Origin of the sequence: Paucibacter sediminis (assembly GCF_030254645.1) — a bacterium.
Classification (GTDB): Bacteria; Pseudomonadota; Gammaproteobacteria; order Burkholderiales; family Burkholderiaceae_C; genus Paucibacter_B; species Paucibacter_B sediminis.
Map to the genome: position 1 here is coordinate 428,400 of NZ_CP116346.1, position 19,563 is coordinate 447,962.

General features: G+C 67.1%; 19 protein-coding genes and 1 other RNA gene. 4 read left to right on the forward strand and 16 right to left on the reverse strand.

The window, feature by feature from the left end; genetic code table 11:
* Window positions 1-170: 170 nt before the first annotated feature.
* Window positions 171-510: RNase P RNA component class A (gene rnpB, locus PFX98_RS01985), an RNA gene on the reverse strand.
* Between the two features lie 40 nt (window positions 511-550).
* On the opposite strand from rnpB, the gene cysK reads away from it, so the two are divergent.
* A complete protein-coding gene (cysK, locus tag PFX98_RS01990) occupies window positions 551-1,468 on the forward strand; it encodes a cysteine synthase A (protein WP_285233499.1) in 918 nt (305 codons plus the stop codon).
* 10 nt (window positions 1,469-1,478) lie between these two features.
* On the opposite strand, the gene PFX98_RS01995 is transcribed toward cysK, so the two are convergent.
* The 8 genes from PFX98_RS01995 to PFX98_RS02030 form a co-directional block, all read right to left on the reverse strand.
* Window positions 1,479-2,468 (reverse strand): FHA domain-containing protein, encoded by a 990-nt coding sequence (locus PFX98_RS01995; RefSeq protein WP_285233500.1) that lies wholly within the window; start codon window positions 2,466-2,468, stop codon window positions 1,479-1,481.
* A complete protein-coding gene (locus PFX98_RS02000) occupies window positions 2,450-3,796 on the reverse strand; it encodes a S1 family peptidase (RefSeq protein WP_285233501.1) in 1,347 nt (448 codons plus the stop codon). The genes PFX98_RS01995 and PFX98_RS02000 overlap by 19 nt, the downstream gene beginning before the upstream one ends.
* A gap of 1 nt (window position 3,797) precedes the next feature.
* Entirely contained in the window at window positions 3,798-4,844 is a 1,047-nt protein-coding gene (pyrC, locus tag PFX98_RS02005; RefSeq protein WP_285233502.1) for a dihydroorotase, read from the reverse strand.
* A gap of 38 nt (window positions 4,845-4,882) precedes the next feature.
* On the reverse strand, window positions 4,883-5,617 hold the full coding sequence (locus PFX98_RS02010; RefSeq protein WP_285233503.1) for an amino acid ABC transporter ATP-binding protein: 735 nt from the start codon (window positions 5,615-5,617) through the stop codon (window positions 4,883-4,885).
* Between the two features lie 11 nt (window positions 5,618-5,628).
* Window positions 5,629-6,294: an amino acid ABC transporter permease gene (locus PFX98_RS02015; RefSeq protein ID WP_285233504.1), complete on the reverse strand. Its 666-nt coding sequence runs from the start codon at window positions 6,292-6,294 to the stop codon at window positions 5,629-5,631.
* Complete coding sequence (locus PFX98_RS02020) at window positions 6,291-7,034, reverse strand: amino acid ABC transporter permease (RefSeq protein WP_285233505.1); 744 nt, start codon at window positions 7,032-7,034, stop codon at window positions 6,291-6,293. Before PFX98_RS02020 ends, PFX98_RS02015 begins: the two co-directional genes overlap by 4 nt.
* Before the next feature lie 68 nt (window positions 7,035-7,102).
* Window positions 7,103-7,999, reverse strand: a complete 897-nt coding sequence (locus PFX98_RS02025; protein WP_285233506.1) for an amino acid ABC transporter substrate-binding protein — start codon at window positions 7,997-7,999, stop codon at window positions 7,103-7,105.
* Window positions 8,000-8,129: 130 nt separating this feature from the next.
* Entirely contained in the window at window positions 8,130-9,047 is a 918-nt protein-coding gene (locus PFX98_RS02030) for a LysR substrate-binding domain-containing protein (protein ID WP_285233507.1), read from the reverse strand.
* Window positions 9,048-9,213: 166 nt separating this feature from the next.
* Between PFX98_RS02030 and PFX98_RS02035 the strand changes: the two genes are divergently transcribed.
* Entirely contained in the window at window positions 9,214-9,861 is a 648-nt protein-coding gene (locus PFX98_RS02035) for a PEP-CTERM sorting domain-containing protein (RefSeq protein ID WP_285233508.1), read from the forward strand.
* A 9-nt stretch (window positions 9,862-9,870) separates the two neighbouring features.
* On the opposite strand, the gene PFX98_RS02040 is transcribed toward PFX98_RS02035, so the two are convergent.
* Window positions 9,871-11,712: an ABCB family ABC transporter ATP-binding protein/permease gene (locus PFX98_RS02040; protein WP_285233509.1), complete on the reverse strand. Its 1,842-nt coding sequence runs from the start codon at window positions 11,710-11,712 to the stop codon at window positions 9,871-9,873.
* A 60-nt stretch (window positions 11,713-11,772) separates the two neighbouring features.
* On the opposite strand from PFX98_RS02040, the gene PFX98_RS02045 reads away from it, so the two are divergent.
* Together PFX98_RS02045 and PFX98_RS02050 are read left to right on the forward strand one after the other, a co-directional pair.
* On the forward strand, window positions 11,773-12,183 hold the full coding sequence (locus tag PFX98_RS02045; protein ID WP_285233510.1) for an acyl-CoA thioesterase: 411 nt from the start codon (window positions 11,773-11,775) through the stop codon (window positions 12,181-12,183).
* The gene (locus PFX98_RS02050; protein WP_285233511.1) at window positions 12,180-13,316 is read left to right on the forward strand and encodes an NAD(P)/FAD-dependent oxidoreductase; all 1,137 of its coding nucleotides are present in this window, start codon (window positions 12,180-12,182) and stop codon (window positions 13,314-13,316) included. The genes PFX98_RS02045 and PFX98_RS02050 overlap by 4 nt, the downstream gene beginning before the upstream one ends.
* Here the strand turns inward: PFX98_RS02050 and PFX98_RS02055 are convergent.
* From PFX98_RS02055 to PFX98_RS02080, 6 genes are read right to left on the reverse strand one after another with little or no spacing between them, the layout of a single operon-like run.
* Window positions 13,292-14,038 (reverse strand): SGNH/GDSL hydrolase family protein, encoded by a 747-nt coding sequence (locus tag PFX98_RS02055; RefSeq protein ID WP_285233512.1) that lies wholly within the window; start codon window positions 14,036-14,038, stop codon window positions 13,292-13,294. The genes PFX98_RS02050 and PFX98_RS02055 overlap by 25 nt on opposite strands.
* Window positions 14,039-14,048: 10 nt before the next feature.
* Window positions 14,049-14,813 (reverse strand): enoyl-CoA hydratase, encoded by a 765-nt coding sequence (locus PFX98_RS02060; RefSeq protein WP_285233513.1) that lies wholly within the window; start codon window positions 14,811-14,813, stop codon window positions 14,049-14,051.
* A 24-nt stretch (window positions 14,814-14,837) separates the two neighbouring features.
* Window positions 14,838-15,365, reverse strand: coding sequence for a DUF1569 domain-containing protein (locus tag PFX98_RS02065; RefSeq protein ID WP_285233514.1), 528 nt, complete (start codon window positions 15,363-15,365; stop codon window positions 14,838-14,840).
* 10 nt (window positions 15,366-15,375) lie between these two features.
* Window positions 15,376-16,590, reverse strand: a complete 1,215-nt coding sequence (locus PFX98_RS02070) for an acetyl-CoA C-acyltransferase (protein WP_285233515.1) — start codon at window positions 16,588-16,590, stop codon at window positions 15,376-15,378.
* A 17-nt stretch (window positions 16,591-16,607) separates the two neighbouring features.
* On the reverse strand, window positions 16,608-17,108 hold the full coding sequence (locus tag PFX98_RS02075; protein WP_285233516.1) for a DUF4442 domain-containing protein: 501 nt from the start codon (window positions 17,106-17,108) through the stop codon (window positions 16,608-16,610).
* Window positions 17,109-17,124: 16 nt separating this feature from the next.
* Entirely contained in the window at window positions 17,125-19,521 is a 2,397-nt protein-coding gene (locus PFX98_RS02080; protein WP_285233517.1) for a 3-hydroxyacyl-CoA dehydrogenase/enoyl-CoA hydratase family protein, read from the reverse strand.
* Between the last annotated feature and the right edge of the window lie 42 nt (window positions 19,522-19,563).

Sequence of the window (19,563 nt, forward strand, 5' to 3'; positions counted from 1 at the left end):
CGACAGGCGCGTTGCCCGGACAGATGCCGATGCGCTTCGGGCAAGGCGCACCGACTTATGGGCGCAACAATAGTCGCTCGAAGGCACGCGGTCTAGGCGTTAGGGTCGAGATTGGCGAGTATTTCTCGTTTACTGCGAGAAATGCTGCGCGCTCGCCGCCATGAAATAAAGTGTGAAGCAAGCCGATAGGCCGGATTCTGTGCAAGACCTGACCCTTGCGGGCCAGACCCTGTGACCGCCATTCCTCTGGGCCGGACATCACTGCCCGGCTCGGTGCCACCTACCCGCCAGCTCTGCGAGCCGCATCAACGCTGGCCTACTTGGTGTTGCTGCGCGTAGAGATTGCCCGTTTCACCCGAGGCGGGCCTAGACCCACCTCGACTCGTCTCTGTTGCTCTAATCCTCGGCTTACGCCGGGCAGCCGTTAGCTGCTACGCTGCTCTATGCAGTCCGGACCTTCCTCCAGTGCCGTGTTTCCACGCTTGCACCAGCGGCGGTCTGGCTTGCTTCACAGAGAGATTATCCTCGAAGCAACAGCAACGGAGCCGAAATGAAAGCCGACAACGTCCTCGCCACCATTGGCAACACCCCGCATATCCGCACCCAGCGTCTGTTCGGCGCCGGTGCCCAGGTCTGGATCAAGTCCGAACGCAGCAACCCGGGCGGCTCGATCAAGGACCGCATCGCGCTCTCCATGGTCGAGGACGCCGAGGCCCGCGGCGTCCTCAAGCCCGGTGCCACCATCATCGAGCCCACCTCCGGCAACACCGGCGTGGGCCTGGCCATGGTGGCCGCGGTGAAGGGCTACAAGCTGATCCTGGTGATGCCCGACAGCATGTCGGTGGAGCGCCGCCGCCTGATGCTGGCCTATGGCGCCAGCTTTGACCTGACCCCGCGCGAGAAGGGCATGAAGGGCGCGATCGCACGTGCCGAGGAACTGGCCGCGCAGACACCCGGCGCCTGGATTCCGCAGCAGTTCCAGAACCCCGCCAACATCGCCGTGCATGTGCGCACCACCGCCGAGGAGATCCTGCGCGATTTCCCCGAGGGTCTGGACGCCCTCATCACCGGCGTGGGCACCGGCGGCCACATCACCGGCTGCGCCCAGGTGCTGAAGAAGGCCTGGCCGCAACTCAAGGTGTTCGCCGTCGAACCCGCCGCCTCGCCGGTGATCAGCGGCGGCGCGCCCAGCCCGCACCCGATCCAGGGCATCGGCGCCGGCTTCATTCCGGACAATCTGCACACCCAGCTGCTGGATGGCGTGATCCAGGTGGAGGCCGAAGAGTCGCGCGAGTACGCGCGCCGCTGCGCCCGCGAGGAGGGCCTGCTGGTGGGCATCTCCAGCGGCGCCACGCTGGCCGCCATCGCCAAGAAGCTGCCCGAGCTGCCCGCCGGCGCACGCGTGCTGGGCTTCAACTACGACACCGGCGAGCGCTACCTCTCGATCGAGGGCTTCCTGCCCACCTGAGCGGCCGCGCTCACTCGTTGCCCTGATCGGCGCTCGGCAGGTCGTTGTCCTTGCTGGCCTGGCGTGCCAGCTGGGCCTGCAGCGGCCGCAGTTCGTCGATCAGCGCCTCGGGCGTCTTGGGCTCCACCAGGCGCAGCGCCGGCGGCGGCAGGGCGGCCAGGTAGGGCGGGCCCAGCCAATACTGCTGTTCGATGCGCTTGCCCACCATCAGCGTGAAGCCCAGCGCCAGCGCGGCACCCAGACCCAGCGCCACCCAGCGCCTGGCACGCGGCCAGACCACGCTGGCCTGCCACCACAGCACGCCGGCCAGGCCGAGCGGGAACAGCAGGCTGTCCAGCGCCATCAGGCGCGGCGCCGAGAAGGCATAGGCCAGCGCCGGCAGCAGGATGCCCAGCAGATGCAGGCCCAGCGCGCCGGCCAGCACGCGCTTGAAATGCGGTGCGAAGGCGAACCAATGCTGGAACAGCTGTGTGATCAACGCCCACAGCGCCGCCCAGGCGGTCACCACGCCCAGCGGCCCAAGCACGGCGCTGGCGTAATCCACCCAGGGCGCGCCCGGATCCATGCCGGCCCATTGGTCGTACCAGAGCAGCAAGGCCCAGCTCAGCGCAAGACCTGGCACCCAGAGATGGCGCCAGCGGCTGCGCGCGGAGGCCGGCCGCGCCAGCGGGCGCTCGGGGGCCAGCACGTCGCGGCTGCTGCGCAGGCGCAGCCGGGTGGCGCCCAGCTGCAGCGGCGCCAGCCCCGCCAGCGGCAGCCGGTCGCCCGCGCGCAGTCGCCGCTGACCCTGCCAGCCGCCATTGAGGCTGTCCAGCATCAGCAGCTCGGCACCCGCCTCGCCCCAGCTCAGCTCGGCATGCTCGCCGGCCAGATGCGGGTCGTTCAGCACCACATCGCAAACCGGTGAGCGCCCGATGCGCAGCGGCCAGGCCAGCACCTTGTGCACCGCGCGAACCTGGCCATCGCGGTCCAGGATCTCGATTACCGCGGCGTGGTCCATGCAAAGCCCTTGAGGTAATGCGCCGACAGCTTGAGCGCGTTGTCGAAGGAGATGCCCTTGGCATCGAAACGGCCCAACGCCCCCTCGGTGCTGGCGTCAACGGTGGTCACGATCACGCTCAGGTCGTGCAGGCCCGCCAGCTTGCGGTAGGCGCGCAGGCAGACCACCGCGCGCAGCGGCAGGCCGTCGCGCTGCACGAACTCCTCCTTGCAGAACGGCGCGGTGCGGTCGCGGTCATCGCGCCCCAGGCGCTCGTTGCGGAAGCTGTTGCTGTACTGGCGCGAGAAGCGCAAGGCGCCGAGCTTGGCGCCGTCATAGGCCTCGTGCGACATGTCGAGATAGCCGGTCTGCATGCCGCCGTTGATGAAGATCGCATGGTCCTGCCGGCATTGCGAGCGCTGGAATTCCAGACCCTTGGTGTCGGCCGAGGTGCCGCGGCCCCAGCAGCGCATGAATTTCTCCTGCGGCACCGGCAGCTGGTAGCGCTGGTGGCCGGCATCGCGCCAGGGCTGGGCCATGAAGCCCTGCACCAGCTCGTCCTGGTAGGCCATCAGTTGCTCGCGCAGGCGCGGCCACACCGGGCTGCTGATGGGCTTGGCGGCGCGGCTGCGCTCCAGCAACTTGAGCGCGTACTCGCCCGGCACCAGAAAGCTCATTTGCTGCGCGAAGAACATGGCCGAGACGTTGATGCCGACGACGCGCCCCTCCTCGTCCACCACCGGCCCGCCGCTCATGCCCGAGTTGATGCTGCCGGCGTAGTAGATCAGCGGGTCGAAGCTGCGCTCCACCAGGCCGTTGTAATTGCCCTCGACGACGGCAAACGCCACGTCGTGCGGATTGCCCATCGAATAGATGCGGTCGCCCTTGGAGAGCGGCGCCTCGACGGCGCGGAACTTCATGAAGCCCTGGGGCTTGCGGTCCACCACGCGCAGCAGCGCCAGGTCGCGCCGCACATCGATGTCCAGCAGCTCCAGATTGCCGCCCTCGCCATCGGTGCTGCCATAGCGCAGGCGATAGCGCTCCGGCTCCAGCGCGAACTGGCTCACCACGTGGTAGTTGGTGATGACATGCCCTTCCTCGCTGACCACGAAGCCCGAGCCCACCGAGGCCTGGCTGTCCTGGTTCTTCAGCAGGGTGCGGATCTGCAGCAGGTGGGCCCTTGCGCGCTCATAGACGCGGCGCGCGGTGGCCGAGACCTCGGCCGCCGGCGCGGCGGCGCTGGCGGCGGGGCGCACGGCCGCAGCTGCCTGGGCCTGCGCGTTCTGGGCCCAGGCCAGGGCGGCGATCAGCGCGGCCAGCAGCCGGATCTGCATCAACAGGGGCCGCATCTCAGACCAGGCGCCAGGCCAGCGCTTCGCCGCCACGCAGGGGCTTGAGCTGCGCGTCGCCAAAGGCCACGCTGTCGGGCAGGGTCCAGGCCTCCTTGCGCAAGGTGATGCGCCCGGTGTTGCGCGGCAGGCCGTAGAAGTCGGCGCCGTTGAAGCTGGCGAAGGCCTCGAACTTGTCCAGCGCACCCATCGCCTCGAAGGCCTCGGCATAGAGTTCCAGCGCCGACAGCGCGGTGAAGCAGCCCGCGCCGCAGACCGAGTTCTCCTTCATCACCGCCGCATGCGGGGCGCTGTCGGTGCCGAGGAAGAACTTGCTGCTGCCCGAGGTGGCGGCGGCCAGCAGGGCCTGGCGATGCAGCTCGCGCTTGAGCACCGGCAGGCAGTAGTAATGCGGGCGCAGGCCACCGGTGAAGATGGCATTGCGGTTGTAGAGCAGATGCTGGGGCGTCAGGCTGGCGGCCGTGTGCGCATCGGCCGCCGCGACATACTCGGCCGCCTCCTTGGTGGTGATGTGCTCGAACACCACCTTCAACTCCGGCAGATCGCGGCGCAGCGGCTGCATCACGCGATCGATGAAGACGGCCTCGCGGTCGAACACGTCGACCTCCGGGTCGGTGACCTCGCCGTGCACCAGCAGCAGCAGGCCTTCGCGCTGCATCGCCTCCAGCACCGCATAGGTCTTGCGGATGTCGGTCACGCCGGCATCGCTGTTGGTGGTGGCACCGGCCGGGTAGAGCTTCAGCGCCACCACGCCGGCTTCCTTGGCACGCTTGATCTCGTCCACCGGCGTGTTGTCGGTGAGGTAGAGCGTCATGAGCGGCTGGAAGCTCGTGCCCGCGGGCACGGCGGCCAGGATGCGCTCGCGGTAGGCGCTGGCCTGCGCGGCAGTGGTGACCGGCGGGCGCAGATTGGGCATCACGATGGCGCGGCCGAACTGGCGCGCGGTATAGGGCACGACGCTCTGCATCGCCGCGCCATCGCGCAGGTGCAGATGCCAGTCGTCCGGGCGGGTGATGGTGAGTTCGGTTGGGGTCGCTGCTTCGCTCATGCCCCGATTGTCCCAAACATTGCGGCCACCCCGCCGCTTCAGTGCTGGAGGATCTTGGCCAGGAAGTCCTTGGCACGCGGCGAGCGCGCCTCCGGGTTGCCGAAGAACTCGTCGCGCGTGCAGTCCTCGACGATTCTGCCAGCGTCCATGAAGATCACCCGGTGGCTGACCTTCTTGGCAAACCCCATCTCGTGCGTCACGCACATCATGGTCATGCCCTCGTGCGCCAGCTGCACCATCACGTCCAGCACCTCGCCCACCATCTCCGGGTCCAGCGCCGAGGTCGGCTCGTCGAACAGCATCACGATCGGGTCCATCGAGAGCGCGCGCGCAATCGCCACGCGCTGCTGCTGCCCGCCCGAGAGCTGGCCGGGGAATTTGTCCTTGTGCGCCATCAGCCCCACGCGGTCCAGCATCTTGAGGCCGCGCGCCTTGGCGTCATCCAGGCTGCGCCCCAGCACCTTGACCTGCGCGATGGTGAGGTTCTCGGTCACCGAGAGGTGGGGAAAAAGCTCGAAGTGCTGGAACACCATGCCCACGCGCGAGCGCAGCTTGGGCAGGTTGGTCTTGGGGTCGGCGATCGAGATGCCGTCCACCACGATGTCGCCCTTCTGGAAGGGCTCCAGCGCGTTGACGGTCTTGATCAGCGTGGACTTGCCCGAGCCCGAGGGCCCGCACACCACCACCACCTCGCCCTTGGCAATGGTGGTGGAACAATCGGTCAGCACCTGGAAGGGGCCGTACCACTTGGAGACGTTCTGGATATCGATCATGGCCATCTGCCTTAGCGAATGATTTGGATCTTCTGCTGCAGGCGGCGCACCGTCATCGACAGGCTGAAGCAGATCACGAAGTAGACGACGGTGGCCACCAGATAGGTCTCCACCGGGCGGTTGAAGTTCTTGCCCGCGACCTCGAAGCCCTTGAGCAGGTCGTAGGCGCCGATCGCATAGACCAGCGAGGTGTCCTGGAACAGGATGATGGTCTGGGTCAGCAGCACCGGCAGCATGTTGCGGAAGGCCTGCGGCAGCACCACCAGCTGCATGGTCTGGCCATAGCTCATGCCCACCGCGTAGCCGGCATAGACCTGGCCCTTGGGCACGCTCTGGATGCCCGCGCGCATGATCTCGGAGTAGTAGGCCGCCTCGAACACCGTGAAGGTGATGATGGCCGAGAGCTCGGCGCCCATGGGCCGGCCGATCAGGAGCGGGATCAAGAGGAAGAACCACAGGATCACCATCACCAGCGGGATGGAGCGCAGGGTGTTGACGTAGAAGGCCGCCGGCATGACGAGCCAGCGCTTGCCCGAGAGCCGCATCAGCGCCAGCACCGTGCCCAGCGCGATGCCGCCCAGCATCGCGATGAGGGTGAGCTGGATCGAGAAGATCAGGCCCTTGGCGATGAAGCTGGACGCCACCGCCCAGCTGAAGAAGGAGAAGTCCAAGTTCACTTGCTGCCTCCGATCATGCCGGGCACCTGCACGCGCTGCTCGATGAAGAGCGCGATGCGGTTGATGCTGAAGGCGGAGATGAAGTACAGGCCCGAGACCGCCAGGTAGATCTCGATGCCGCGCGAGGTCTCCTCCTGCGCCTGCATCGCGAACATGGTCAGCTCGGCGATGCTCACCGCAAACGCCACCGAGGAGTTCTTGATGATGTTCATGCTCTCGCTGGTGAGCGGCGGGATGACGATGCGAAACGCCATCGGCAGGATCACATAGCGGTAGGTCTGCGGCAGCGTGAAGCCCATCGCCAGGCCGGCATAGCGCTGGCCCTTGGGCAGGCTCTGGATGCCGGCCTTGACCTGCTCGGCAATGCGCGCCGAGGTGAAGAAGCCCAAGGCGAACACCACCAGCACGAAGCTGGGCACGCCCTTGAGCACGGGCACGAGCGCCGGCAGCACGTGGTACCAGAGGAACACCTGCACCAGCAGCGGGATGTTGCGGAACAGCTCGGTCCAGGCATTGCCCAGGAACACCAGGCCCTTGTGCGGCACGGTGCGCAGAATGCCCATCAGCGAGCCCAGCAGCAGCGCCACGACGAGGGCCAGCAACGCCACGCTCAGCGTCCAGCCCCAGGCCGAGAGCATCCAGTCCAGGTAGGTGATGTCACCGCCGCTGCCCAGGCAGCGCGGTATCACCTCGCCATCGATGGTGTTCTTGCAGAACACCTGCCAGTCCCAGTTCGCCATGCCCACTCCTGTCAAAACGCGGGGCCGCGCAAAGGCGGCCCCAATATCCAGTCCAAGCAGGAGCCGACTTACTTCTTGGCGTAGTCTTCCATCGGCTTGTCGTTGGGGTTGGCCCAGGCCGCCTTGGTGTTGTCATTGGGCGGCATGCCCACCTTGGTATTGGCCGGCGGGATCGGCTGCTCGAACCACTTGTGCCAGGTCTTGGCGATCTCGCCCGACTTCATCATCGCCTTGATGCTGTCGTCCACCGCCTTCTTGAAGGCCGGATCGTCCTTGCGCATCATGATGGCGATCGGCTCCACCGACAGCACCTCGCCCACCAGCTTGTAGTCGGCCGGGCTCTTGCTCTTGGCGATATTGCCGGCCAGGATGGCGCCGTCCATCACGAAGGCATCGGCACGGCCCGATTCCAGCAGCAGGAAGCTGTCGGCATGGTCCTTGCCGAACACCTCCTTGAAGTCCACGCCGGTGGCACGCTCATGCTTGCGCAGGGTCTGCACCGAGGTCGTGCCGGTGGTGGTGGCGACGTTCTTGCCGTTGAGCTGGCCGATCGAGGTGATGCCCGAGTTGGCCTTCACCGCGATGCGCACTTCCTCGACGAAGGTGGTGACGGCAAAGGCCACATCCTTCTGGCGCGTCAGGTTGTTGGTGGTGGAGCCGCACTCGATGTCCACGGTGCCGTTCTGCACCAGCGGGATGCGGTTCTGCGAGGTCACCGGCTGGTACTTGATCTCCAGCTTGGCCAGGCCCAGCTGCTTCTGCACATCGGCCAGCACATGCTGGCAGATCTCAACGTGGTAGCCCACGTACTTGCCGTCACCCAGGGTGTAGGAGAGTGCACCCGAGGACTCGCGCACCCCCATGGTGACGCTGCCACTGTCCTTGATCTTCTTCAGCGTGTCTTCCGCGTGCGCCGCGCCGGTGGCGGCTGCGAGGGCCAAGGCCAGCGCAAAAGTCTTGTTCATAAAAGCTCCTCGTTCAGGGTTCTCGGGGATGGGGCCGGGCAGACCATGGCTGGGTCGCCGGCACAGGGGGGAGTTTTACGCCATTGCGGCCCGCTGCGGCAGCCGGCTGCCCCCGGGCAAACCCGATCCATCAAGGCTTGCTGGTCAGAAAATCCCAGAGCGCCAGCGCCGCAGGCTTGGCACGGCGCGCGGTGTCGGGGCGCTCGCGGTAGATGCGCAGCTCCATATTGAGCTCGAACTCACCCTCCGCCGAGGCCAGCATCAGGCGCTTGGACTTGAGCTCCTTCTTGACCGAGCTGGCCGGCAGAAAGGCCAGGCCATGCCCCTCCAGCGCCATCGCCTTCAGGCCCTCGGCCATGTCGGTCTCGTAGATGGAGTCCAGGTTCAGCGGCGCGGGCGAGGCCTTCACGATCAACTCCACCAGGCGGCCCAGATAGGCGCCCGAGGCATAGCTGAGGAAGGGGATCTTCTGGCCCGGATGGCCGGGCAGGCGAAACAGCGGCCGGCCCTGGGCATCGGCCTTGGCATAGGCGGCCAGGGTCTCATGGCCCAGCGAGACCATCTGGTAGCGCTCGGGGTCCAGCTGCAGCGGCTGGCTGGGGTGGTGGTAGACCAGCAGCAGGTCGCAATTGCCCTCGCTCAACTGCAGGGTCGCGTCGTGCACATTGAGCGCATTCAGCCGGCACTTCACGGCGCCAAAGCGCTGGCGCAGGTCCATCAGCCAATGCGGGAAGAAGCTGAAGGCAAGCGAGTGCGGCACGGCAAATTCGATCATGTCCTGCCCCACCGACTGGTGGCTGCGCAGCATATTGCGCGCCGACTGCAAGCCGCCCAGCACCTCCATGGCCTGGGCCAGCAGGGTCTCGCCGGCGGCGGTCAGGCGGGTCGGGTAGGAGGATCGGTCCACCAGATCCACGCCGGCCCAGGCCTCGAGTGCCTGGATGCGCCGCGAGAATGCCGGTTGCGTCACATGCCTGAGTTGCGCCGAACGCGAAAAGCTGCGCGTCTCGGCCAGGCTGACGAAGTCTTCAAGCCATTTGGTTTCCACCTGAGCAGTGTAGCCGGCGGCTTTCTCCCCCTTATCTGCGGCAGCCTCCCCCCTAGATGGAGGGGGCTCGCCACGCGCAACAGCGTTGCCCTTGGTTACATTGAACGCGAGCGAGTAGTTGTCCATGCGTCGCTTGCCCACCAACCATCAAGAAGCGGAGCTCCCCATGCGGCTCACCAAAACATTGATCGCCAGCGCACTGGCCTTGCTCGCTGCACAGTCGCAAGCCGCCCCTACCCTGACGTTCGAGGTCGTGGAGCCGGACGCTTCGCAAGTTGACAACTTCTACAGCGGTTTTCAGTTCAGCGGCACGGGCTGGTTTGTCAACAGCCAGGCAGCGGGAGGCTTTGGTGATTTCAACGCCCCCGATCCCGATTTGCCCGGCATTGGCATCGGCGCCCTGCTGATTGCCAAGAACCCGCTGGAGCCTTCCACCGGCCAGAGCCAGGTCTTGGAGATCGCGGTGGATGGGGGCTTCGCGTCGGCGCTGGACTTCTGGTGGACCGGTGGCCGCGCCAGCTTCACGGTGACGCTCTACAAGAACAACGAACTCATCAAGTCCTTCGATGGATTCGGCCCGCAGACGACTTGCGACGCCGGCGTCAGCTGCAAATGGGCGCACAGCGATGCGCTGACCTTTGAAGGTACGGCAAATCGCGTCGTGTTCACCGCCGCGGGCGACGCCACGACCCTGCTGGACAACATCACCTTCGGCAGCCGCGATCCGGGCGGCAATGTGCCGGAGCCCGCCAGCCTCGGGCTGACCCTGGCGGCCCTGAGCGCACTGGCGCTGATGCGCCGCCGCAAGGCCTGAGACCGGTCGTCAAACGGCCGCACCGTGCGGCTCGTCGGCCGCGGCCCCGCCGCTCTGCTGCACCCGCCACATCTGCGCATACCGGCCACCCTGCTCAATCAGCTGAGCATGGTGGCCGCGCTCCATGATGCGGCCCTTTTCCATCACCAGGATCTCGTGCGCATCGACGATGGTGGAGAGCCGGTGCGCGATCACCAGCACGGTCTTGTTCTGCGCCGCCGCCTCCAGCTCGGCCTGGATGGCGCGCTCATTGCCTGAGTCGAGCGCCGAGGTGGCCTCGTCGAAGATCAGGATGGGCGGGTTCTTCAAGAGCGTGCGGGCAATCGCCACGCGCTGCTTCTCGCCACCGCTGAGCTTGAGCCCGCGCTCGCCCACCATGGTGGCGTAGCCCTTGGGCGTGCTGGCGATGAAGCTGTGGATATGCGCGGCCCGGGCCGCCGCCTCCACCTCCTGCTGCGTGGCGCCGGGCTGGCCGTAGGCGATGTTGTAGGCCACGGTGTCGTTGAACAGCACCGTGTCCTGCGGCACGATGCCGATGGCGCGGCGCACGCTGCCCTGGGTGAGGCCGCGCAGATCCTGGCCATCGATGCTGATGCTGCCGGCGTCCACGTCATAGAAACGGTAGAGCAGGCGCGCCAGAGTGCTCTTGCCCGAGCCGCTGGGGCCCACCACCGCCACCTTCTTGCCGGCCGGGATCTCGAAGCTGATGTCGTGCAGGATCGGCCGCGCCGCGTCGTAGGCGAAGCTCACATGCTCGAAGCGCACCGCGGCGCCCTGCACCGCCAGCGGCTTGGCATCGGGCGCATCGGCGATCTCGCGCTCGCGCTCCAGCAGGGTGAACATCTTGTCCAGGTCGGTGAGGCTTTGCTTGATCTCGCGGTAGATCACGCCCAGGAAGTTGAGCGGGATGTAGAGCTGGATCATGAAGGCATTGATCATCACCAGATCGCCCAGGCTCATATGGCCGGCCACCACGCCCTCGGTGGCACGCCACAGCATCACCACCAGGGCAGCCGCGATGATGAGTTGCTGGCCGGTGTTGAGCAGCGACAGGGTGGACTGCGATTTCAGCTGGGCGCGGCGCAGCTTCTCCAGGCTTTCGTCGTAGCGCCTGGCCTCGAAGTCCTCGTTGTTGAAGTACTTCACCGTCTCGTAGTTCAGGAGCGAATCGATCGCCTTGGTATGCGCCACCGAGTCCAGTTCGTTGAGCAGCTTGCGGAACTTGGTGCGCCATTCGGTCACCACCACGGTGAAGCTGATGTAGAACACCAGGGCCGCCAGCGTGATCCAGGCAAACCAGATGTCGAACTTGATCGACAGCAGGCTCAGCACCAGCACCACCTCGATCAGGGTGGGCACGATGCTGTAGAGCGAGTAGGAGATCAGCGAATGCACCGCACGCGTGCCGCGCTCGATGTCGCGCGTCATGCCGCCGGTCTGGCGCTCCAGGTGAAAGCGCAGGCTGAGGTCGTGCAGGTGGCGGAACACCTGCAGCGAGATGCTGCGCGCCGTGCCCTCGGTGGCCTTGGCGAAGATCAGCTCACGCAGCTCGGTGAACAGTGAGGTGCACAGGCGCAGCGCGCCATAGGCCACCAGCAGGCCCAGCGGCACCACCAGCATGGCCTGGGTGCTGCCCGGCTTGATGGAGAGGCTGTCGATCAGGGTCTTGAGCAGCAGCGGCACGCCCACATTGGCCAGCTTGGCGCAGACCATGAAGCCCAGCGCCAGGCCGACGCGCCAGCGGTAGCGCCACAGATAGGGCAGCAGCTTGGCGATGGTGCCCCAGTCGCTGCGCGCGCGTGCGCCGGTGGACGAAGACTGTGCGGGGGCCGGCTCGGGACTGCGTCGCATGAATGCCTGTGGAGGTGTGACTGGAGGAGAATGCCTCGAAGATTGTCACAGGTATGCCTCATGAGCGAAGTTTCAAGCCCTTCCACCGCCCCTGACTGGCCTCGCGAGCTGGTGCTGCGCGTCATGCCCATGCCGGCCGACGCCAACCACAACGGCGATGTGTTCGGCGGCTGGATCATGGCCCAGGTGGACATCGCCGGCTCGGTGCTGCCGGCGCGCCTCTCGCGCGGCCGCGTGGCCACCGTGGCGGTGAAGGAGTTCCTCTTCAAGCAGCCGGTCTCGATCGGCGACCTGCTGTCCTTCTACGCCCAGATCACCCGCGTGGGCCGCACCTCCATCACCGTCAATGTGGAAGTGATCGCCGAACGCAACCCGGCCAACCCCCATGTGGTGAAGGTCACCGAGGCGCAGCTGACCTTTGTGGCGATCGACCACGAGGGCAAGCCCAGGCCTTTCGTGCACCAGCCGTGAGCGTGCTCATCATCGGTGGCGGCGCGATCGGCAGCGCCGTCGCCGCCTACCTCTCGGCCGCGCCGGCGTGGCGGGGACAGATCACGGTGCTGGAGCGCGACCCGAGCTACGCGCGCGCCTCCTCGGCGCTTTCCGCCGCCTCGATACGCCAGCAGTTCAGCACGCCGCTGAACATTGCTCTCTCCCAGTACGGGCTGGAGGTGATACGCGGCCTGGGCGCGCAGGCCGGCCTGGTCGAGCAGGGCTATCTATACCTCGCCACCGCGGCGGGGGCAGACTCGCTGCGGCAGCTCAACGCCTTGCAGCGCGGCATGGGCGCCGACATTGTGCTGATGGAGCCGGCCCAGCTGCAGGCGCGCTGGCCCTGGCTGGCCACGCAAGACCTGACCCTGGGTAGCTGGGGCCGCAGCGGCGAAGGCTGGTTCGACGGCTGGGGTCTGCTGCAGCACTTCAAGCAGCGCGCCCAGGCGCAGGGCGTGCAATACCTGCGCGACGAGGCCCTGGCCCTGGAGCGCGATGCCGGCGGCGCGATGCGCGGCGTGCGCACGGCCAGCGGCCTGCTGCAGGCCGATCGCTATGTGCTCGCCTGCGGCGCCTGGTCGGGCGGGCTCGCCGCCAGCGCCGGCTTGACGGTACCGGTCAGCGCCAAACGCCGCAGCGTCTATGGTTTCCGCAGCCCCGCGCAAGCGCCGCAATGCCCGCTGGTGATCGACCCCAGCGGACTCTGGTTCCGCCCCGAGGGCGAGGGGCAGTTCATCTGCGGCGGCACGCCGCTGGACGATGGCGACGACCTGCCCCTGGACCCCGAGGCCGATCTCTTCGAGGAGCGGCTCTGGCCCGCGCTGGCGCAGCGCGTGCCGGGCTTCGAGTCGCTGCGGCCCGAGCGCGCCTGGGCCGGCTATTACGAGATGAACAGCTTCGACCACAACGGCCTGGTTGGTGCGCTGGCGGAATGTCCTGATCTGCTGCTCGCCTGCGGCTTCTCGGGCCATGGGCTGCAGCATGCCCCCGGCGTGGGCCGCGGCGTCGCCGAACTGCTGGCGCATGGTCGCTACGAGAGCCTGGATCTGGGCCCGCTATCGCCCCAGCGCATCGCCGCCGGCCGGCCCTATCTGGAACTGAATGTGATCTGAGACCACTCGCGCACGATGCGCTCGGCCAGCGCATCGGCCCAGAGCTGGTAGCCGGCGGGCCCGGGGTGAAAACCGTCCGGCGCCATCAGTTCGGCTGCTGCGGCGCCGTGCAGATGCGGCGGCAGCGCCTGCAGGCCGCGCCGCGCATCGCCAAGCAGGCTGCGCGCCAGCATGCGATTCATGCGCAGGGCATGGGCGCCCAGCAGCCAGCGCAGCGGCTGCGGCAGCAAGGGAAAGGCATGCATGGGTGGCACGGCGCTGTGCAGGCTGTAGCGCACGCCGGCGCGTTGCACCGCCAGTTCATGCAGCAGTCGCAGCTGATGCGCCCAGCGGCGCGGCGAGACCTGCGACACCACATCGTTGACGCCCAGCGCCGTCACCAGCACATCGGCGGCCTGCGTTGCGCTGGCTTCGAACTCCGCCAGGGCATCGGCGGTGGTATGGCCGGTTTTGGCGATCAGCTGCCAATGCACGCTGCCGCCAAGCCGCTGCGCCAGCGCGGCGGAGAGCTGCCCGGCCAGGGCCTCGGCCTGCGTGGCGGCACCGACGCCGGCGCCCGAGGAGTCGCCCACGATCAGCAGGCGCAGTTGGAGCGCGCCGCCGCCCGCCATGCCGCTGCGCGGGCCCACCGCCTCGGGCAGGCGCAGGGCCTTGCGGCGGACCTGCAGGCCCTGCCACAGCAGCAGCGGCGCCAGCGCGATCTTGGCAAGCAGCAGCTTCAAGCCGCGGCGCTCATTCGAACTTGGAAAAGTCCGGAGCGCGCTTCTGGAAGAAGGCCTGGAAGGCTTCAGACGCTTCGGGCGAACGCAGGCGCGCGCCAAAGATCTCGGCCTCGACCTTGATGGTCTCGAGCACCTGGGCGCTGCTGTGGCTGCGCATCAGGCGCTTGCTCTCACGCACCGCGCTGGGTGCCAGATTGTTGAAGCGCTCGGCGACACGGCGCGCCTGGTTCACCACCTCGCCGGCCGGCAGCACGGCGTTGGCAATGCAGCATTCCACCGCATCGGCGCCGGTGAAGGGGTCGCCCAGCAACAGCTTCTCGGCCGCCTTCACATGGCCCATCAGGCGCGGCACGACCAGGCTGGAGGCGAACTCGGGCACCAAGCCCAGGCCCACGAAGGGCATGGCCAGGCGGGCGTCGTCGGCCACGTAGACGAAATCGCAGTGCAAGAGCATGGTCGTGCCGATGCCGATGGCGGCACCGTTCACCGCCGCGATCACCGGCTTCTCGCAGGCCACCAGCGCACGCATGAACTGGAACACCGGCGCTTCTTCATCGCGCGGCGGGCTGCCCATGAAGTCTTCGATGTCGTTGCCCGAGGTGAAGATGCCGGGCTGGCCCTGGATCAGCACCGCGCGCACGCTCTTGTCGCCATTCGCCGCCACCAGGGCATCGGCCATGGCCTGGTACATGGCGCGGGTCAGTGCGTTCTTCTTCTCGGGACGGGCGATTTCAATCGTCGCCACGCCGTTCACGATGGCGGTCTTGATGCTCATGGGTCTTGTCTCCTGCCTGGAAAATCAGGCGCTCAGTTGCTGCCAGTGGTTGGCCAGGTGCATCAGGTGCGCACGCTGGTACTGGTTTCGGTCGAGTTTGCCATAGGCGAAATGGGGCTTGAACTCGCCCTTGAAAGCGGCGAAGGCATCCATCGCATCGAGCAGGCGTTGCACCGCGGACTTGAGGCTGCGCTCGGCGTCCAGCGCCGGCGCGCCGGGGATGGGCTCGTCCAGCGTATGGCTCATCTGGCCGCGCGCATCGAAGAAGGCGAACGCCGTGCTGCCCAGCGTGGCCTGGAACCAGGCCGGCTTGGGCTCGGGGAAGCCCTGCATCGAGTACTCGATGCTCTGCGCCGCGTGCTGCAGCATCTGCGCCAGATTCCAGTGGCTGCCTTGCAGCCTCGGCTCCTTGAAGCGCAGCTCCAGCACCGCTTCCTGGGCAGCACGCCAGCTTTCGAACTGCTTGGGCAGCTCGCCCTGGCAGGCGGTCAATGACAGGCTGGCGGGCGCCGCCAGCAGCGTTCCGGATCGGAGAAGCTGACGGCGGCGCATGGCACTCGCCTCAGAGGCGTTCGATGATGCCGGCGGCGCCTTGGCCGGCGCCCACGCACATCGTCACCATGCCGTACTTGCCGCCGGTGCGGCGCAGGCCATGGATCACCGAGGCCGCACGGATCGCGCCGGTGGCGCCCAGCGGGTGGCCGAGTGCGATCGCGCCGCCGTTGGGGTTGACCTTGCTGCGGTCCAGCACGATGCCCTTGCTGTCGAGGTCGTTCAGCACCGCCAGCGATTGCGCGGCGAAGGCTTCGTTCAGCTCCACCCAGTCCAGGTCGGCGGCGGTGATGCCGGCCAGCTTCAGGGCCGCGGGGATGGCTTCGATCGGGCCGATGCCCATGATCTCGGGCGGCACGCCGCGCACGGCGAAGGAAACGAAGCGGGCCAGCGGCGTGAGGCCGAAACGCTTCACCGCGGCTTCCGAGGCCACGATCAGGGCACCGGCGCCGTCCGAGGTCTGCGAGCTGTTGCCGGCGGTGACGCTGCCCTTGGCGGCGAACACCGGCTTGAGCTTGCCCAGGCCTTCGATCGAGGTGTCCTTGCGCGGGCCCTCGTCCAGGCTCACCACGCGGCGGCGTTCACTGATCGAGCCGTCCGCCAGATTGGGCGAGCGCTCGATGATCTCGAAGGGCGTCATCTCGGCGGCGAAATGGCCGGCTTCCATGGCGGCCAGGGCGCGGCGATGCGATTCCAGCGCGAAGGCGTCCTGCGCCTCGCGGCTGACCTTCCATTGCTGGGCCACCTTCTCGGCCGTCAGGCCCATGCCGTAGGCGATGCCGATGTTCTCGTCACGCTCGAAGATCAGCGGCGAGAGCGAGGGCTTGTTGCCGCCCATCGGCACCATGCTCATCGATTCGACGCCACCGGCGATCATGACCTCGGCCTCGCCGACGCGGATGCGGTCGGCCGCCATCTGCAGCGCGGTGATGCCGGACGCGCAGTAACGGTTCACCGTCACGCCGCCCACGGTATTGGGCAGGCCCGAGAGCACCGCCGCCACGCGGGCGATGTTCATGCCCTGTTCGCCTTCGGGGAAGGAGCAGCCGACGATGGCGTCTTCGATGGCGGCGGGGTCAAGACCTGGCACCTGGGCCAGCGCGGCCTGGATGGCACGCACCAGCATCTCGTCGGGGCGGGTGTTCTTGTAGTAACCGCGGCCCGACTTGCCGATGGGCAAACGGGTGGCGGCGCAGATATAGGCTTCTTGCACTTGCTTTGCCATGATGTTCAACCAACCTTTCAGTTCTTGGGGGTCTTGGGTATCCAAGCCCAAACAAATTCACATTCGACCGGATTCACGCCGGCCTCATCGGTCACCACCACCGTCACCGTGACCTCGCCCTTGGGCTCGGCCCGCATGCTGGCGCGCTGCTGCTCGCTGAGGCTGGCCTCGGCGCGCATCGCGCCGGTGGCCCGCTTCTTGAAGTCCACATGCATGGACTTGCACAGCGGCAGGCAGTCGTCGCGCACATTCATGCCCACCACCATGCCGGTGGCCGTCTCGGCCAGCAGCGCCATGGCGGCGGCATGCACGCCCTGGATGTGGTTCTGCACCGGGCGGCGGTTGCGCACCGCGATCTCGGTGCGCGCGGGCGTCAGCGCCACGAAGTCCAGGCCGGCAGTGCCGGTAAAGGGCACGGCGCGGCGCAGGGCCAGGTTGCGCGCCGGCTGGCGCAGCAGGGCCGGCAGCGCCTCGATGCGCTGCAGGGTGCGGGCCAGTCGGTTCGGGGTGGCGCTCATGAGGCTCTTGCCGATCTCAGTTGCGCACCGGCTTGCCGGTCTGCAGCATGCCCATGATGCGCTCCTGCGTCTTGGGATGCTCCAGCAGCGCGCAGAAGTGCTGGCGTTCCAGCGACATCAGGTACTCCTCGCTGACCAGCGAGCCCGCCTCCACCGCACCGCCGCACACCACATCGGCGATCAGGCTGGCGAGATGGAAGTCGTGCTGGCTGATGAAGCCGCCGTCGCGCATATTGGCCAGCTGGCCCTTGATGGTGGCGATGCCCGAACGGCCGGCCACCGGGAACAGCGCCTTGAGCGGCGGGCGGTAGCCCGACTCGAACATGGCCTTGGCCTGGGCCGAGGCCACGTGCAGCAGCTCGTCCTTGTTGGGCACGATCACGTCGCTGTCCAGCAGGAAGCCGTTCTTCCTGGCTTCCAGTGCCGAGGTGGCGACCTTGGCGGTGGCCGCCGTGGTGAAGCCATCCTTGAGGAACATGAAGATGTCGGCGTTGGCATTGCCGGCGGCGGCCATCTCGGCGGCGCGGCGTGCGATATAGGTCAGGCCGCCACCGCCGGGGATCAGGCCGACGCCCACTTCCACCAGGCCGACATAGCTTTCCATGTGCGCGACACGGCGTGCGCAATGCACCGCCAGCTCGGCGCCACCGCCCAGGGCCAGGCCGCGCATCGCGGCGATCACCGGCACATTGGCGTAACGCAGGCGCAGCATCATGTCCTGCAGCTTCTTCTCTTCCGGCGCGATGCCCTTGGCGCCCTTGGTCATGAAGACCGGCATCAGCGCTTCCAGGTTGGCGCCGGCCGAGAACACGTCATCGGGCGACCAGATCACCAGGCCCTTGTACTGGGCTTCGGCAATCTCCACAGCCTTCAGCAGGCCTTCGGTGACGGTCGGGCTGATGAGGTGCAGCTTGGCGGTGATCGACGCGATCACGACCTCGTTGTCCAGCGTCCAGACGCGCACTTCCTCGTTCTTGAAGAGCTCGGTGCCGGCCTTCAGCGGCTCGGCCGCGCCCTCGCCCACCAGGGCCTCGGGGAAGGCCTGGCGCTCGTACACCGGCAGCTTGGCGCGCGGCTTGAACTTGCCCTCCGCGGCGCTCCAGGAACCGTTCACGCTGTGCACGCCGCCGTTCTCGGCCACCGGGCCTTCGCTCACCCAGGCGGGCAGCGGGGCGTTGCTGAGGGTCTTGCCCTCGGCGATGTCGGCGGAGATCCACTCGGCCACCTGCTTCCAGCCGGCCGCCTGCCAGAGCTCGAACGGACCCTGTTGCGAGCCAAAGCCCCAGCGCATCGCGAAGTCGATCTCGCGCGCGGTGTCGGCCACGCTGGCCAGATGCACGGCCACGTAGTGGAAGCTGTCGCGCAGGATGGACCAGAGGAACTGGGCCTGCGGATTGCTCGATTCACGCAGCAGCTTGATGCGATCGGCCGCCGGCTTCTTCAGCATGCGGGCCACGATCTCGTCGGCCTTCTTGCCGCCGGCCACGTATTCGCCGGTGGCGAAGTCCAGGCGCTGGATGTCCTTGCCCACCTTCTTGTAGAAACCGCCGCCGGCCTTCTGGCCCAGCGCGCCCTTCTCGATCAGGCCGGCCAGCACCTTGGGCGTGGCGTAGATCGAGTAGAAGGGATCGTCCTGCAGGTTGTCCTGCATGGTCTTCACCACATGAGCCATGGTGTCCAGGCCCACCACGTCGGCGGTGCGGAAGGTGCCGCTGGAGGCGCGACCCAGCTTCTTGCCCGTCAGGTCGTCCACCACGTCCACCGAGAGACCGAACTTCTCGGCCTCGATCATGGTGGCCATCATGCCGGCGATGCCGACGCGGTTGGCGACGAAGTTGGGCGTGTCGTTGGCACGCACCACGCCCTTGCCGACCGCGGTGGTGACAAAGCTTTCCAGCTGGTCAATCACTTCCGGACGCGTGGTCGGGGTGTTGATCAGCTCCACCAGGTACATATAGCGCGGCGGGTTGAAGAAGTGGATGCCGCAGAAGCGCGGCTTGATTTCTTCCGGCAGCACTTCGCTGAGCTTGGTGATCGAGAGACCCGAGGTGTTCGAGGCCACGATCGCGTGCGGGGCGATGAAGGGGGCGATCTTCTTGTAGAGATCCAGCTTCCAGTCCATGCGCTCGGCGATGGCCTCGATGATGAGGTCGCAATCGCGCAGCTGCTCGAGGTGTTCCTCGTAATTGGCCTGGCCGATCAGGGCCGCGTCGGCCGCGTCACCCAGGGGTGAGGGCTTGAGCTTCTTCAGGCCGTCCACCGCCTTGCTGACGATGCCGTTCTTGGGGCCTTCCTTGGCCGGCAGATCGAACAGCACCACGGGCACCTTGACGTTGACCAGGTGTGCAGCGATCTGCGCACCCATCACGCCAGCGCCGAGCACGGCGACTTTGCGAACTTGGAATCGACTCACGGACTTCTCCTAAAAATCTGTACGGATTGGTGGCGGCTACGC

Coding starts and splice junctions, on each gene's coding strand:
- cysK (WP_285233499.1), top strand. CDS start 551: ATGAAAGCCGACAACGTCCTCGCCACCATTGGCAACACCCCGCATATC.
- PFX98_RS01995 (WP_285233500.1), bottom strand. CDS start 2,468: ATGGACCACGCCGCGGTAATCGAGATCCTGGACCGCGATGGCCAGGTT.
- PFX98_RS02000 (WP_285233501.1), bottom strand. CDS start 3,796: ATGCGGCCCCTGTTGATGCAGATCCGGCTGCTGGCCGCGCTGATCGCC.
- pyrC (WP_285233502.1), bottom strand. CDS start 4,844: ATGAGCGAAGCAGCGACCCCAACCGAACTCACCATCACCCGCCCGGAC.
- PFX98_RS02010 (WP_285233503.1), bottom strand. CDS start 5,617: ATGATCGATATCCAGAACGTCTCCAAGTGGTACGGCCCCTTCCAGGTG.
- PFX98_RS02020 (WP_285233505.1), bottom strand. CDS start 7,034: ATGGCGAACTGGGACTGGCAGGTGTTCTGCAAGAACACCATCGATGGC.
- PFX98_RS02025 (WP_285233506.1), bottom strand. CDS start 7,999: ATGAACAAGACTTTTGCGCTGGCCTTGGCCCTCGCAGCCGCCACCGGC.
- PFX98_RS02035 (WP_285233508.1), top strand. CDS start 9,214: ATGCGGCTCACCAAAACATTGATCGCCAGCGCACTGGCCTTGCTCGCT.
- PFX98_RS02040 (WP_285233509.1), bottom strand. CDS start 11,712: ATGCGACGCAGTCCCGAGCCGGCCCCCGCACAGTCTTCGTCCACCGGC.
- PFX98_RS02045 (WP_285233510.1), top strand. CDS start 11,773: ATGAGCGAAGTTTCAAGCCCTTCCACCGCCCCTGACTGGCCTCGCGAG.
- PFX98_RS02060 (WP_285233513.1), bottom strand. CDS start 14,813: ATGAGCATCAAGACCGCCATCGTGAACGGCGTGGCGACGATTGAAATC.
- PFX98_RS02065 (WP_285233514.1), bottom strand. CDS start 15,365: ATGCGCCGCCGTCAGCTTCTCCGATCCGGAACGCTGCTGGCGGCGCCC.
- PFX98_RS02070 (WP_285233515.1), bottom strand. CDS start 16,590: ATGGCAAAGCAAGTGCAAGAAGCCTATATCTGCGCCGCCACCCGTTTG.
- PFX98_RS02075 (WP_285233516.1), bottom strand. CDS start 17,108: ATGAGCGCCACCCCGAACCGACTGGCCCGCACCCTGCAGCGCATCGAG.